14 protein-coding genes are annotated in these 13,389 nt (G+C 46.4%); 7 read left to right on the top strand and 7 right to left on the bottom strand.

The genetic code is table 11. The features are described 5' to 3' along the window. Nucleotides 1-4 precede the first annotated feature (4 nt). Nucleotides 5-1,255 carry a murein hydrolase activator EnvC family protein gene (locus tag ACT6R0_RS10925; RefSeq protein WP_444653409.1) on the top strand — a complete coding sequence of 417 codons (1,251 nt, stop codon included), beginning with the start codon at nucleotides 5-7 and terminating at the stop codon, nucleotides 1,253-1,255. Nucleotides 1,256-1,351: 96 nt separating this feature from the next. Here ACT6R0_RS10925 and ACT6R0_RS10930 read toward each other — a convergent pair whose 3' ends face one another. The 5 genes from ACT6R0_RS10930 to ACT6R0_RS10950 all read right to left on the bottom strand — a co-directional run bounded on the left by ACT6R0_RS10930 (nucleotide 1,352) and on the right by ACT6R0_RS10950 (nucleotide 5,017). Next, on the bottom strand, nucleotides 1,352-1,861 hold the full coding sequence (locus ACT6R0_RS10930; RefSeq protein WP_444653408.1) for an acyl-CoA thioesterase: 510 nt from the start codon (nucleotides 1,859-1,861) through the stop codon (nucleotides 1,352-1,354). A gap of 146 nt (nucleotides 1,862-2,007) precedes the next feature. After that, nucleotides 2,008-3,042: a radical SAM protein gene (locus tag ACT6R0_RS10935; RefSeq protein ID WP_444653406.1), complete on the bottom strand. Its 1,035-nt coding sequence runs from the start codon at nucleotides 3,040-3,042 to the stop codon at nucleotides 2,008-2,010. Nucleotides 3,043-3,050: 8 nt separating this feature from the next. Further along, nucleotides 3,051-4,397 carry an oxygen-dependent tRNA uridine(34) hydroxylase TrhO gene (trhO, locus tag ACT6R0_RS10940; RefSeq protein ID WP_444653405.1) on the bottom strand — a complete coding sequence of 449 codons (1,347 nt, stop codon included), beginning with the start codon at nucleotides 4,395-4,397 and terminating at the stop codon, nucleotides 3,051-3,053. An 87-nt stretch (nucleotides 4,398-4,484) separates the two neighbouring features. Continuing rightward, nucleotides 4,485-4,796, bottom strand: a complete 312-nt coding sequence (locus ACT6R0_RS10945) for a type II toxin-antitoxin system RelE/ParE family toxin (RefSeq protein ID WP_444653404.1) — start codon at nucleotides 4,794-4,796, stop codon at nucleotides 4,485-4,487. Then, entirely contained in the window at nucleotides 4,784-5,017 is a 234-nt protein-coding gene (locus ACT6R0_RS10950) for a hypothetical protein (protein ID WP_444653402.1), read from the bottom strand. Before ACT6R0_RS10950 ends, ACT6R0_RS10945 begins: the two co-directional genes overlap by 13 nt. A gap of 192 nt (nucleotides 5,018-5,209) precedes the next feature. On the opposite strand from ACT6R0_RS10950, the gene recA reads away from it, so the two are divergent. The 4 genes from recA to ACT6R0_RS10970 all read left to right on the top strand — a co-directional run bounded on the left by recA (nucleotide 5,210) and on the right by ACT6R0_RS10970 (nucleotide 8,937). Next, on the top strand, nucleotides 5,210-6,211 hold the full coding sequence (gene recA / locus ACT6R0_RS10955) for a recombinase RecA (RefSeq protein WP_444653400.1): 1,002 nt from the start codon (nucleotides 5,210-5,212) through the stop codon (nucleotides 6,209-6,211). Nucleotides 6,212-6,318: 107 nt separating this feature from the next. Then, nucleotides 6,319-6,741 carry a hypothetical protein gene (locus ACT6R0_RS10960; protein ID WP_444653399.1) on the top strand — a complete coding sequence of 141 codons (423 nt, stop codon included), beginning with the start codon at nucleotides 6,319-6,321 and terminating at the stop codon, nucleotides 6,739-6,741. A 16-nt stretch (nucleotides 6,742-6,757) separates the two neighbouring features. After that, nucleotides 6,758-7,300 (top strand): RNA polymerase sigma factor, encoded by a 543-nt coding sequence (locus tag ACT6R0_RS10965; RefSeq protein ID WP_444653397.1) that lies wholly within the window; start codon nucleotides 6,758-6,760, stop codon nucleotides 7,298-7,300. After that, on the top strand, nucleotides 7,297-8,937 hold the full coding sequence (locus tag ACT6R0_RS10970; RefSeq protein WP_444653396.1) for a hypothetical protein: 1,641 nt from the start codon (nucleotides 7,297-7,299) through the stop codon (nucleotides 8,935-8,937). The genes ACT6R0_RS10965 and ACT6R0_RS10970 overlap by 4 nt, the downstream gene beginning before the upstream one ends. Nucleotides 8,938-9,146: 209 nt before the next feature. On the opposite strand, the gene ACT6R0_RS10975 is transcribed toward ACT6R0_RS10970, so the two are convergent. Next, on the bottom strand, nucleotides 9,147-9,896 hold the full coding sequence (locus ACT6R0_RS10975; RefSeq protein ID WP_444653395.1) for a lysophospholipid acyltransferase family protein: 750 nt from the start codon (nucleotides 9,894-9,896) through the stop codon (nucleotides 9,147-9,149). A 76-nt stretch (nucleotides 9,897-9,972) separates the two neighbouring features. Between ACT6R0_RS10975 and trpS the strand changes: the two genes are divergently transcribed. After that, nucleotides 9,973-10,944, top strand: coding sequence for a tryptophan--tRNA ligase (gene trpS / locus ACT6R0_RS10980; RefSeq protein WP_444653393.1), 972 nt, complete (start codon nucleotides 9,973-9,975; stop codon nucleotides 10,942-10,944). Between the two features lie 135 nt (nucleotides 10,945-11,079). Here trpS and dprA read toward each other — a convergent pair whose 3' ends face one another. Continuing rightward, a complete protein-coding gene (gene dprA, locus ACT6R0_RS10985) occupies nucleotides 11,080-12,183 on the bottom strand; it encodes a DNA-processing protein DprA (RefSeq protein WP_444653392.1) in 1,104 nt (367 codons plus the stop codon). Nucleotides 12,184-12,283: 100 nt separating this feature from the next. On the opposite strand from dprA, the gene ACT6R0_RS10990 reads away from it, so the two are divergent. Then, nucleotides 12,284-13,225 carry an HU domain-containing protein gene (locus ACT6R0_RS10990; RefSeq protein WP_444653391.1) on the top strand — a complete coding sequence of 314 codons (942 nt, stop codon included), beginning with the start codon at nucleotides 12,284-12,286 and terminating at the stop codon, nucleotides 13,223-13,225. Nucleotides 13,226-13,389 lie beyond the last annotated feature (164 nt).

Raw genomic sequence — 13,389 nt, forward strand, 5'->3', positions numbered from 1 at the left:
ACAGATGACCAGATCCCTTCTTACTATATTTTTAATCGCCTTTACACTATCGGGCCACGCGCAAACCGAGCAGAAAAAACTTGAGCAACGCAAGGCACAGATACTTAAGGAAATGAAAGCGCTCCAAAGCCTTGTAAAGGACGAGACCAAAAAGGAGAAGGACGTGGTAGGCAAGATCACCGAGAATAGCGCAAAAATAAAGCTTAGTGAAAAGCTCATCAATAATACGCAGAAGCAGACCAAGCTCCTTACCGATGACATTTACCTGAACCAGTTAAAGATCAATAGGCTAAACAGAGAGTTAAAGGTGCTCAAGGAAGACTATTCGAACATGGTGGTCCAGGCCTATAAAAGCCGTTCCCAACAAAGCCGGATCATGTTCATCCTTTCATCCGAAAATTTTTTGCAGGCTTATAAGCGCATGCAATACATGAAGCAGTATGCCAGCTTCCGTAAGATACAGGGTGATGAGATACGCAGCAAAATGCTCCAGCTCGAAGAGCTGAACACAACGCTTGGCGGACAGAAAAAATCGAAGGAAAAGCTTTTGGCAGAAAGTGAGCAGGAGCGTGATAAGCTGAAAAAGGATAAGGACGAGCAGGAAAAACTGGTTAAGGCCATACAAAAAGACAAGAAGAAATATGCATCGGAGATAAAAAAGATGCAGGCCGAAACCAAGGAAATTGACCGTAAGATCGATAAGATAATCAAAGACGCAATTGCCGAAGCTAACCGCAAAGCCGCTGCCAAAGCAACCACTGCAGAGGAGAAGAGAGAGATCACCGCTGCCGCGAAAGCAGAGCCCAATAAGATCGTTCTTACCAAAGAAGGCAAGATCATAGCGGATAATTTTAAAGCTAACAAAGGCAGGCTGCCATGGCCGGTCAAGGAAGGCTATGTATCTGTGCCTTATGGCGACCAGCCCCACCCTTTAGATAGAAAGCTATCGGTACATAATAGCGGTATTGATATCACCACCAATCCGGGTACGGCAGTGCGTGCCGTTTTCGGTGGCGAAGTGGGTAACGTCCAACTGATACAGGGTTCTAACAATAAGATCGTGTATATTCAGCACGGTAACTACATTACCGTATATTATAATCTTGCCTCTATCAATGTAAGGTCGGGCGACAAGGTAAGCGCTAATGAGACCATCGGTACAGTGGCTACCAGCCCATCGGGCAAAACGGTGCTTAAATTCTGCGTGATGCAAAACACCACAAGCCTTAACCCGGCATCCTGGATCGCCCAGTAAGGTCCTGTAAGCCTTTGGTTTATTAGTAAAAATAAGCACCGAATCACACTTAGAATGATCAGTGCAATTCGGTGCTTTAATTATTTAACTTATATACTACTGGAACAATGCCTTCAATTCGGTAGCATCGTGCGGGCTCATTTTGCCGGCAAGCACCAGGCTTAGCTGTTTGCGGCGCAGGGCAGCCTCAAAGCGCTGCTTTTCGAGTTCGGTTTGCGGCTCGATGGGCGGTACCTCTACGGGGCGGCCGGTCTCATCTACAGCAACAAAAGTATAAATGGCTTCATTTGCCTTTGCCCTTGTGCCCGACTCACGGTCTTCCGTCCATACATCGATAAAGATTTCCATAGACGACTTAAAAGTACGCGATACCTTAGCCTCTACGGTTACTACACTCCCTAACGGAATGGAACGGTTAAAGGCTACGTGGTTTACCGATGCCGTTACCGTAATGCGGCGCGAGTGGCGGCGTGCGGCAATGCTCGCTGCACGGTCCATGCGGGCAAGGAGCTCACCCCCGAAAAGGTTGTTGAGCGGGTTGGTTTCGCCGGGCAGGACGATATCGGTCATTATGCACATGGAATCAGAAGGATATTTTGGCTGCATTCGTTTTTTTTTAGCAAAGATAATGCAGATGGCAGGAAAAACTTCATCTAATGCAGGATGGATTTTCACTGCTTCTAATATCCGGAATAAAAGTTAGTATCGTCTTTCTTTCCCTATACTGGAGGGATGTTAGTAAGTTCTATTAACTAATTGATATCCACTGAATAATTGAGCATGTTGCGGTTCACATCCTCGAGGCTTTTGCGGGAACGGAAAGCATTGCGCAGCAGCTGCATGTTCCAGCCCGTACGCTTTTGCCATTGGCCCAAAGTTTCAGTGCGCCAGTCATAATCGTCCTTCCAGGAATATTTTGGGGAAATGTAAAAATAGGTGAAGGGTTTTATGAACGAACTGTCGTTGGAGGTTTTCACCTTGAGCGATTCCTCCTCATTGCGTATGACCGACTCGGGCGACAACAACATGATATTTCGTTCTGCAGCCCCCTGCTTCATGGTTTTCAACACTTCCGGATAATCGTTCTCAATGCTCTTAAGGCTGAAGTCGTTATAAGTGGTTTCGCCTATTTTGTCGATCGGCCTGAGCTGGATGATGTCGATGGCATAGTCGCCGTATACTTTAAAGAAGTCGGCCAGTTCATAAAAATTATCTTTATTAAAAGTATAATTGATACGCAGCCTTAAGTTAGGTGTATGCTTTTTCTGCTCGGTGATCGCTTTAAGTACCGCATGGAATTTCTCGTAATTGCCTTTATCCATCAGGTCTTCATACGACTCTTTGTACACACCGTGCAGCGACATGATGATCTCGTTAAGCCCTGCATTGGCGAAGGCCGCGACATCCTCATCGTTCAGCAGGTTGCCGTTGGTCACCATGCTGATGTAGGGAATGCCATGTTGTTTTGCGAGCTCGATCAGCTGTACATTGTGCTTAAAAAGGGTAGGCTCGGCGCCACATCCTATCTGCAGCTTGAGCGCGTTTTTAAATGCGGCATTGGCAATAGGCTCCAGGTCTTCCTGTTTGAACATGCCCTTCATGGTCTTGCGCACAAACTCATCGTCGGTAAAATAGCACATCTTGCAGCGCAGGTTGCAGGCCAGCACCGGGTCCATGTGTATGGCAATGTAGCGCTTGTTGAGTACCGACAACAGCCAAAGCCCCAGGAATTTTATCCTGTGGCTTTTTATCGACTGGTTTATTTTTAAGAGCTTGTAATTATCCATCCCGCAGATTATTGGGGCAATTTAAACAATTTGTCCGAAAGGCGTATCCTGAAGGGCAGGTTTAACGTTACCCTGTCGCCAGCAGACGCTGTATCAGCCTCTTTCCCATTTACGAACATCTTATCTACGACTAATTTATGGTCGCCTGTTGTAGGTCCCGATATCATTACGGTATCACCCAGCTTCAGTTCGGCTTCAATAGAGAATTGTCCGACACCTGCTTTTGGATAGTAATGCTCGCCCTTGCCAACAAGCACTTTTTTGATACGCTGCCTTGGTGACGGTTTTACTTTTGGCCGGATAGCGATATCGGTCGCTTCTGCTGAAGTCTTTAGGGAAATAGTATTGGAACGGCCTTTCTTGAAGATCATGTTGCCGTTCATGATGCCACGGCGGCGTCGTACCTGTTCGTCCAGCGGAAGCTGTATGATGTCAAGGCACTCCACAGAGCAGGTGTTGTGCATGGCATCCTTACACTCATCACATTGTATGAACAGCAGGTGGCAGCCTTCGTTGGCACAGTTGGTATGGTTGTCGCACGGCTTGCCGCACTGGTGGCAGTTCGATACGATATCGTCGGTAATGCGTTCGCCCAAACGGTGGTCGAACACAAAGTTCTTGCCTATGAATTTTGATTCCAGACCTTCCGCCTTAACCTGGCGGGTATACTCGATAATGCCACCCTCAAGCTGGTACACGTTCTTAAAGCCTTTGTGCTTAAAGAAAGCCGACGCCTTTTCGCAACGGATGCCGCCGGTGCAGTACATCAGCAGGTTCTTGTCTTCTTTATGGTTCGCGATCTGCTCTTCAATAATCGGCAGCGATTCGCGGAACGTGTCCACATCAGGAGTGATGGCGCCTGTAAAGTGCCCCACTTCGCTCTCGTAGTGGTTACGGAAGTCCACCACAATGGTATTCGGGTCTTCGAGCATGGCATTAAAATCCTTTGCTCCAAGGTGGATGCCTTTGTTGGTCACGTCGAAGGTAGCATCGTTAAGGCCATCGGCCACGATCTTGTTGCGGACCTTGATGGTCAGCTTCAGGAAGGAGTGGTCGTCCTGCTCTACGGCCACATTCAGGCGGATGCCGTTGAGGAATGGTATGGTATCTAAATGGTCTTTAAATGCGTAAAAGTTATCCGCGGGAAGCGACAGCTGGGCGTTGATGCCTTCGGCGGCTACATAGATGCGTCCGAGTACCTCAAGGGGGTCCCAGACCAGGAATAAAGTGTCGCGAAATTGTTTTGGATCGTGGATGTGTGCGTAAGCGTAGAAAGACAGCGTAAGGCGCTGTTTGCCGGACTGGTCTATGAGTTCGGCTCTTTCTTCCGCGCTTAAAGTGTTGAACAGTTGCATGCTATACAATTTTAAGTGAGAAAGTTATATAATGGCTTCAATTGGTAAAACCGTGGCAAAGGTAGGGGTTTTTATAAAATGAACAAGTTATTTCCTTTTAAGTAATGTAAGGATTTTTGCTGGCTTTTGACGGTTATCCCAAAATGCAGTAATTATTATTTGGGAATCAAGTTGTTTATAAAACAGGCTGTAATGGCCTAATGAAACTACGCGGGTGTTTTTAAAATCGGTAGGCTTACCAATGCCAATATTAGATTTTAAAATCGAAATACGATCTTCAATAGCTGCATTCAACTTTCTTGAATAAGTATAACTTTGGTTACGCTCGTTCCAATATTCGAATATAATATTTCGCTGGCGCACCGCCATAAGTGTCCAACGAACAATTATCGTAGCCATTCGGGATCCGAAGCCTTCAGGTCTTCGTCAGAAATAAGTCTTCCATTAGCAATATCATCTTCACTCATCTGAAGTATTTCAATTTGTTCCGAAGATAACTCAACTATTTCTTCAATCTGCGAAGAATCGAAAATTGCGGTAATTGCTTTCAAAAAATTTTCGTTTTTTGTAGCAAGTATCCTGTCGATCAAGCTGTGTCGTATGTTTTCAAGGGAAGTCATGGCAGACTTTTTTGTAAAGTTCGTAAATGTGTTCGAATTTTACAAGTTTGAAACCAAAACAATTTCATAAAAGAAATAATTTTACTCAAAGTAAAGCCAAAAAAAATCTTCTAAATCTATCTGTAATAAGAAAATATTCTTATATTTACACCATCAAAAAAAGAATTACTTTTACATCATATACCATATACCATGAGCGGAGATAAAGAAGCAAAGTTAAAAGCGTTACAGCTGACATTAGATAAACTGGATAAAGCCTACGGTAAAGGCACCGTTATGAAGCTGGGCGACCAGGCGGTGGAGGAAGTGGAATCGATACCATCGGGGTCGCTTGGTGTGGACCTTGCCCTTGGGGTGAACGGTTACCCACGCGGCAGGATAATCGAGATCTACGGGCCGGAATCATCAGGTAAGACCACGCTTACGCTACATGCCATTGCCGAAGCGCAAAAAGCCGGTGGTATAGCAGCCTTTATTGATGCGGAACATGCTTTCGACCGCAGCTATGCCGAAAAGCTGGGTGTAGATGTAGAGAACCTGATCATCTCACAGCCGGACAACGGTGAGCAGGCGCTCGAAATCGCAGAGAACCTTATCCGTTCCGGCGCGATAGACATCGTGGTGATCGACTCGGTAGCGGCGCTTACGCCAAAAAGCGAGATCGAGGGCGAGATGGGCGACTCGAAAATGGGCCTCCATGCACGCCTTATGAGCCAGGCACTAAGAAAATTAACTGCTACCATAAGCAAGACCAACTGTACTGTGTTCTTCATCAACCAGCTTCGCGAGAAGATCGGTGTGATGTTCGGTAACCCGGAAACCACTACGGGTGGTAATGCCCTTAAATTCTATGCTTCGGTACGTATTGACATCCGCCGCGCCGCGCAGATAAAAGACGGTGACAATGTGATAGGGAACCGCACGAAGGTGAAGATCGTGAAGAATAAAGTAGCGCCGCCGTTCAAGACGGCCGAGTTCGACATCATGTATGGCGAAGGTGTTTCCAAGACAGGTGAGATACTGGACCTTGCGGTAGAATTCGAGATCATCAAAAAGTCAGGTTCATGGTTCAGCTATGGCGATACCAAACTGGGACAGGGACGCGATGCTGTGAAAACCCTTATAAAAGACAATCCCGAAATGGCTGATGAGCTGGAGATCAAAATAAAAGAAGTCATAAAAGAAAATATGTAGTACATTTAAAACCCGGAATTTTTCGGGTTTTTTTATGTTCCTACGCAACCTTTCCGCAATTTGCGCATCTATTGGGCGTAAGTGGAAATTATATTTTGAAAAGATTTATGAAAAAGATCCTGGCCTTATTAGGCGCACTATTCATCATTACCTCCTGTTCGCTGGAAGAGGACAAGCTGAAATTTGAAATGGAGTTCCTGCCGGCGGTTCCGGTAGGGTTGCCGGAATACATGCAGCCCGGCCAAACGTATGAGTTCAGGGTACAATACAGCAGGCCTACGGATTGCTACTATTTTGACGGTTTTTATTATGAAGCCGACGGAGATACCCATATCATAGCTGTGCAGGCTTTGGTTATCAAGGATGCCGAATGTAACCCCCTTGAAACGCTTACGCCCGAAGAAGGCACATTCCAGGTGACATGCGCTCCTAACTATACTCTGAGCAATTATCATTTTAAATTCTATCAGGGGGAGGATGCATCCGGCGTACAGCAATTCATGGACGTAGTGATACCGGTCCAGCAATAAATAAAAATGCAGATCATTGGGGTTAGACGAACTCATAAAAGATTGTCAGCGAGACAGCATAAAGGCGCAGGAACAGTTATACAGGCTATTTGCCCCAAAGCTGTTCTCGGTATGCCTCAAGTATTCGCGCAATTATGAGGACGCCCAGGACAACCTGCAGGATGGGTTCCTGATCATCTACAGGAAAATAGGCCAGTACCAGTTCAAAGGCTCGTTCGAAGGATGGGCAAAAAGGGTAATGGTGAACAATGTTTTGCAGCGCTACCGTACCGAAGGCATATTTGACATAGTGACAGAGAACATTCCCGATGAGGCCGATGTAGAGATAGAGACCGAAGATATAAGCATGGATTTCCTTGTTTCCATCATACAGGCCCTGCCCGACAGGTACAGGATGGTTTTTAACCTTTATGTAATAGACGGTTACTCGCATAAAGAGATCGGCGAGATGCTTAGTATCACCGATGGTACATCTAAGTCGAACCTTGCCCGCGCAAGGATGATATTGAAAGAAAAAATTGAAACGCAGCAGGGAACACGAATACCTACAGCAAAATGAATGATAAACACAACTTAGACAGGTTATTTCAGGAAAAGTTCAAGGACTTTGAGGTAACTCCGCCCGAATTCGTTTGGGAGAACATAGAGGAAGCGCTCCGGGAAAAGAAAAAAAAGAGGGCGATACCTTTGTGGATAAAGCTTTCGGGCGTAGCAGCCGTATTGATGCTGGGCTCGATAGTCACAGTGCCTTATCTTACCGGCGTGGACACGAATGATAACCCTGTGGTCATTGAAAAGAACAGAGGCAAGCGCATAAGTCCTACCAGCGACCCTATACCTAATAAAGGCACGATCATTGTTGACAGTACCCTTACGAACAGCCGGCAAAATTCGGTTGTGGCTTCAGAAGAAGCCGGGGGCAATGGAAAAACCGGCGGGCGTGATGGAGATAAAGCCGATGATTTGAGAGAACCTAAGCGTAGCAACAAGGCATTTGATACTACCGGTGACGCTATGGCACACGAAGGTAAATCGGGACCCTCTTCTGCAGGCGGGAAACATCCTGACAAACACTCCGGGCATAAAACCGGGGAGGCTACGAACCCTGCATCCCAAAGGGTTGCTCACAATAACGTGAACAAAAGAACTAACGGCAAAGATCCGGCAGGAAATAATGCTAATGATACGAATGTACGTTCCCTCCCGGGCACTGACAGCAACAGTCAAAATGCGGTAGCACGGGCCAATGAAAAGAACAACGTACAGCAGGCCGCAACACAGGATCCGATGTTACCTAACAACACAGGTGACGGGAACGGCATTATCAAAAAAGGCCTTCCGTCAGAAGAAGCGATAGCGGTTGCACCGATCGATACGACATTAGTGCCTGTAGAAGAGAATCCGCTTGAAAAAATGCTTAAGGACAAACTAAAAGAGAAGCAGGACAGCGAAACAGCCATCGCGGAGAATACCGACAAAGGAAAATGGAACGTCAAGCCGCAGGTCGCGCCGCTGTTCTACAATTCCCTTTCGCAAGGTTCTCCTATAGACGGGCAATTTGCGAACAGCAGCAAAAGTTTTGATAATGACCTTAGCTATGGTGTTGGTGTTAACTATGCCGTGACCAACAGGCTTTCCATCCGTTCGGGGATTAATTCGCTAAACCTTAGCTATGCTACAAATGATGTGCATTTTAGCGCATCGCTTAGCAAACAGACTAACAATGTCTCGTCGAGTGCCAGGAAGGCTCATATCGTGGTAACCTCAATGGATAATGTGCCAAATGAAAACCCGCAGGGCATTATCCTTGCGTCAACTTCAAACCAGTCTTTCAACGGGTCCATGGTACAAAAAACAGGATATATCGAGGTGCCGGTAGAAATGTCCTATGCATTGGTGAACCGCAAATTCGGCATCGATGTTATAGGAGGCGTAAGTACGCTATTCCTCAATGAAAATAATATAAGTGTTGTTTCCACACAGGGATACAGCACTGAAGTAGGCGAGGCTCAAAACCTTAACACCGTTCACTTCAGTACGAATATAGGCGTTGGTTTCAAGTACCGTTTCTGGAGATCGTTCCAGGCCAACTTTGAGCCTACGTTCAAATACCAGGTAAATGCCTACAGCAGGGATGCAGGTAACTTTAAGCCGTATTTCATAGGGCTGTACTCAGGGATAAGTTTTAGTTTTTAAGCCTGTTGGTTGGCTTAGAACTTTTAGGTAGTTTCTTTAAAAGCGCTCCGGTTCGGGGCGCTTTTATTATTTACACCAGATATGGAACGGATGAAAATTTATCTTTATAAACGCGCGTGAGGGATAGAAGCGGCATCCTGCCGGAGGAACGGAGGCAGATAGAGCGTAAAGCCCGACGCGCAACGCAGTGGAGCGGCATGCCCAAAAGATCAATTGTTATGGTTATTGTCTTTTAAAAGCTCCCTGTAGATCACCTGGCGTACTTTATCCTTAAGGTCTTTTTTGTCGTCCAGTGTCAGACCTTTCGTTTCTACGAACCCATGCACTTTGGCACGGATGAGCCCGGGATAGCCACTGAAGAACTTAAAGGAGAAACGTTTTTTGTTATCATAAAAGGTCATGGGTACAATGGGTATCTGGTGCTCGATGGCCAGGCGGAAAGCCCCGTCCTTGAATTCGTCCAAAACCACGATCTCATCTTCCGGCACACCGCCTTCAGGGAATATGCAAATGCTTAGCCCCTGGTTAAGCCTTGCCTGTGCGCGTTTGAAAACCTCGAACCGGCTCTTGGAACTGCTACGGTCTACAAGTATGCACGTGCGCTTATAGAAGAACCCGAAAATGGGGATCTTTACCAGCTCCTTCTTGCCAACAAAAACAAATGGATTTTTGGAGACAACGAGCATAAGCATAATGTCGGTCATTGAGGTATGATTGGCTACCAGCATATAACTTTTGCCTTTTTCAAGCTGCTGTTCTCGTTCTATGCGGTACGGTAAGCCCATTCCCCACAGTATTATTTTTGCCCATAGCCTTGCCAGTATAAAGAACTGCGGATAGGTTTTCTCGGAAAGTATGGAGAGTATTAGCAGTGGCGACATCACAATTATGGGCACACCCATAAGGATGTAGAACCAAATGCGCCAAAGCGTCCATAGAATGTACTTCACTATCTTCATGCCTGCCAAATGTAAGAATTCAATCCTTATTATTCCCCAAAACCTTTACCTTTGTGAAAAATTCAGATCACCGATAATGGCAAAGATACTTACCGGCATACAAAGCACCGGCACACCACATTTAGGCAACCTTTTAGGTGCGATACTACCCGCCATAGAAATGGCGAACGACCCTAAGAACGAATCGTACCTGTTCATCGCCGACCTGCACTCTGCAACACAGATAAAGGATGGCAAGACACTCCGCGAAAATACTTATAGTGTGGCGGCAACGTGGCTGGCTTGCGGACTTGATATTAATAAAGTAGTCTTTTACCGCCAGAGCGATGTGCCGCAAACTGCAGAATTATCATGGTACCTGAGTTGTTTTTTTCCGTTCCAGAGGCTAACGCTGGCACACTCCTTTAAAGATAAGGCCGACAGGCTTGAGGATGTAAATGCAGGGCTTTTCACCTATCCGATGCTTATGGCTGCCGACATACTTTTGTATGATGCCAATTTTGTTCCGGTAGGAAAGGACCAGCTGCAGCACATCGAGATAACCCGCGATGTGGCATCGCGCTTTAACCACCAGATGGGTGAAACTTTTGTATTGCCGGAAGCCATCAGCAGCGAAGAGACTAAGATCGTTCCCGGAACTGATGGTGAGAAGATGAGTAAGTCACGCAACAATTTCATCAACATTTTCCTTGATGACAAGGCTTTGCGCAAAGTAGTGATGAGCATCCAGACAGACAGCACACCACTTGAAGACCCTAAAGACCCGGACAGCGATAATGTGTTCGCTATCTATAAACTGCTTGCCACTCCTGAGCAAACCGAAGCCATGAGGGCCAATTACCTTGGTGGCAACTACGGTTACGGCCATGCCAAGCAGGCGTTGTATGAGCTTATAGTAGAGAAATTTAAAGGCGTACGTGAAAAGTACCACTACTACATGAACAACCTTAACGAAGTGGACGCTGCCCTGAAAGCAGGCGCAGGTAAAGCTTCGGCAGTGGCCAATGGCGTATTGGGCAGGGTAAGGGAGAAAATGGGGTATCAATAGATCTCAGTTGTTGGGCAGTCACTGCGAGCGGAGTTTACGGAGCGCGGCAATCTTCGTTCATCATGTTTTTCGTTTATCATGAAAGATCCCTTCGTCGTACCTCCTCGCAATGACCCGTTCACGACTGAAAACTGCTTAGATCGCCTCAAACAATTTCCCCGGCAATGGCCTTATCACTCCTTTAAGCTCCATCGTTAATAACAGAGAGGAAAGCCTGAAAACCGGCATTTCGCATTCCAACGCAATGATGTCTATTAGTTCCTTACCATTTTTTAGAAGGAAGTCATAGATCTTTTGCTCATCGGGTTCCAACACCACGAACAGCTGCTTTTGCACCGGCTTGGATTTCTTGTCTTCCAATTCCCAGTTGAGCATGTAAATGAGGTCGGCGGCATTGGTAAGCAGGTTGGCACGCTGGCTTTTTATCAGGTTGTTGCAGCCCATGCTGTATTTATCGGTCACACGGCCGGGAACGGCAAACACGTCGCGGTTATAGTCGTTGGCAATATTGGCCGTAATCAGCGACCCGCCTTTATCAGCACTCTCAATGATAATGGTAGCTTCAGAGAGTCCGGCCACAATGCGGTTGCGTCTCACAAAGTTTTCCTTATCGGGATTGGAGGTACTCCAAAATTCGGTAAAGAAGCCTCCATTCTCCTCCATCTTCGCCACATACTTTTTATGCGGTTTTGGATACACCTGGTTTAGGCCATGAGCCACCACACCTATGGTTTGCAGGTTTTGCTCCATGGCGATATTGTGCGCATGAATGTCTACCCCATAAGCAAAACCGCTGATGATAACGGGGTCAAGCGGGGCAAGGTCTTCAATAAGCTTCCGGCAGAAGTCGGCACCGTAGGAGGTCATCTGCCGGGTCCCGACGATGCTGATGGTTTTTTTGGATCGCAGGTTGATGTTGCCCGATGAGAACAGCAGCACTGGCCCGTCGATACAGTGGCGCAGCCTTTCGGGATAATCATTATCAAGATAATACAACGGGGTGATACCCGACTTGTCAATGAATTTCATTTCGGCTTCGGCCAAAGCAAAAACAGTGATATTCTTAAGATTGTTGTATAGAATGTCCCCGATGCCTTCAATGGCGGTTATCTGTGATCTTTTAGCTTTAAAAACGGCTTCGGCAGAACCAAGATGGTTGACGAGGCGTTTGGCTACAATGTCCCCAACTCCCTCCACCCGCATCAGGGCAAGGGTACTAAGCAATTCAATTTCAGTCATTAATAGTTGTTTACAGGCGTTTAAATAATCATTTTGGCATTGTTAATAACATTTGTGGATAAAATTTTTGTTTCACCCGCGAATAGTTAATTTTGTTTCTATGATGATAGAAAAACACATATCGGCCTTACTATATCGCTACCAGTGCGTTACCGTTCCGGGCTTTGGCGCTTTCCTTACAGAGATCCGCACGGCACAGCTGGACGCGGCGGCCCATACCTTCTATCCTCCAAAAAAACTCATTTCCTTTAATGCGAATTTAAAAAATAATGACGGGCTTTTAGCCAACCATATCGCATTGCAGGAAAAAATTTCTTATGACCAGGCCGTTACTTATATTGAGCAGTCGGTGGCCTTATGGCTTTACAAGCTGGGACGCAGGGAAACACTGGGCATTAAAAACCTCGGTACAATGGTGTATAATGTAGAGGGCAGCCTTGTATTCACGCCCGATACGCCTATCAACTACCTGGCCGATGCCTTCGGGTTAGGCACAGTAGCCTCTCCTGCCATCAGGCGGGGAGAGTACAAACAGCAGGCCGAAGCCATCGAGGAACTGGCACCGGTCGCCTTTACCCCTGAAAGAAGAAGGAATTACGCATACCTTAAATATGCCGCGGTATTTGTAGTGATGGCAGGCATTGGCGGCACTGGTTTTGTGGCCTGGCGTAACAACCAGATAGACATGCAAACCCTTGTTGTGGAAAATGCCGTACAGGAAAAAGTACAGCAAAAGATACAACAAGCCACGTTTTTGATACATAACCCCTTGCCGGCGGTAAAGCTTCCGGTTAAGGAAGAGCATATAATTTTGCCATATCATGTGGTGGCAGGTGCGTTCAGCAGTCAAGCCAATGCACAAAGAGCGGCAAGCGAGCTTATTGCAAAAGGTTTCAGCTCCCGTGTGATGGAAAAGAACAAATTCGGGCTGTATCCCGTAACGTACGGAAGCTTTGCGACACGTGACGAAGCCCGTGAGAAAATGAGGGAGATACGCCGTACCGTGAATAGTGAAGCGTGGCTGACAGTAAAAGAATTATAATTGAGATCCTCCGCAAGGGGGATCTTTTATTAAGTGACTATTTGGCGCCCTGGATCTTGATCTTGCTGTTTCAGGACATGGGAGATGCGGCTCATGAAGATATTAACCATTTCCTGTTCATAAAAAAATACTATCTTTACCCACAAAAACGTTTTTAAACCAAC

Origin of the sequence: Flavobacterium sp. (genome assembly GCF_052437795.1) — a bacterium.
Classification (GTDB): domain Bacteria; phylum Bacteroidota; class Bacteroidia; order Flavobacteriales; family Flavobacteriaceae; genus Flavobacterium.

What these genes read in the sequence shown, in the direction of transcription:
- ACT6R0_RS10925 (WP_444653409.1), top strand. Translation starts at nt 5, where the DNA reads ATGACCAGATCCCTTCTTACTATATTTTTAATCGCCTTTACACTATCG.
- ACT6R0_RS10930 (WP_444653408.1), bottom strand. Translation starts at nt 1,861, where the DNA reads ATGCAGCCAAAATATCCTTCTGATTCCATGTGCATAATGACCGATATC.
- ACT6R0_RS10935 (WP_444653406.1), bottom strand. Translation starts at nt 3,042, where the DNA reads ATGGATAATTACAAGCTCTTAAAAATAAACCAGTCGATAAAAAGCCAC.
- trhO (WP_444653405.1), bottom strand. Translation starts at nt 4,397, where the DNA reads ATGCAACTGTTCAACACTTTAAGCGCGGAAGAAAGAGCCGAACTCATA.
- ACT6R0_RS10945 (WP_444653404.1), bottom strand. Translation starts at nt 4,796, where the DNA reads ATGGCTACGATAATTGTTCGTTGGACACTTATGGCGGTGCGCCAGCGA.
- ACT6R0_RS10950 (WP_444653402.1), bottom strand. Translation starts at nt 5,017, where the DNA reads ATGACTTCCCTTGAAAACATACGACACAGCTTGATCGACAGGATACTT.
- recA (WP_444653400.1), top strand. Translation starts at nt 5,210, where the DNA reads ATGAGCGGAGATAAAGAAGCAAAGTTAAAAGCGTTACAGCTGACATTA.
- ACT6R0_RS10960 (WP_444653399.1), top strand. Translation starts at nt 6,319, where the DNA reads ATGAAAAAGATCCTGGCCTTATTAGGCGCACTATTCATCATTACCTCC.
- ACT6R0_RS10970 (WP_444653396.1), top strand. Translation starts at nt 7,297, where the DNA reads ATGAATGATAAACACAACTTAGACAGGTTATTTCAGGAAAAGTTCAAG.
- ACT6R0_RS10975 (WP_444653395.1), bottom strand. Translation starts at nt 9,896, where the DNA reads ATGAAGATAGTGAAGTACATTCTATGGACGCTTTGGCGCATTTGGTTC.
- trpS (WP_444653393.1), top strand. Translation starts at nt 9,973, where the DNA reads ATGGCAAAGATACTTACCGGCATACAAAGCACCGGCACACCACATTTA.
- dprA (WP_444653392.1), bottom strand. Translation starts at nt 12,183, where the DNA reads ATGACTGAAATTGAATTGCTTAGTACCCTTGCCCTGATGCGGGTGGAG.
- ACT6R0_RS10990 (WP_444653391.1), top strand. Translation starts at nt 12,284, where the DNA reads ATGATGATAGAAAAACACATATCGGCCTTACTATATCGCTACCAGTGC.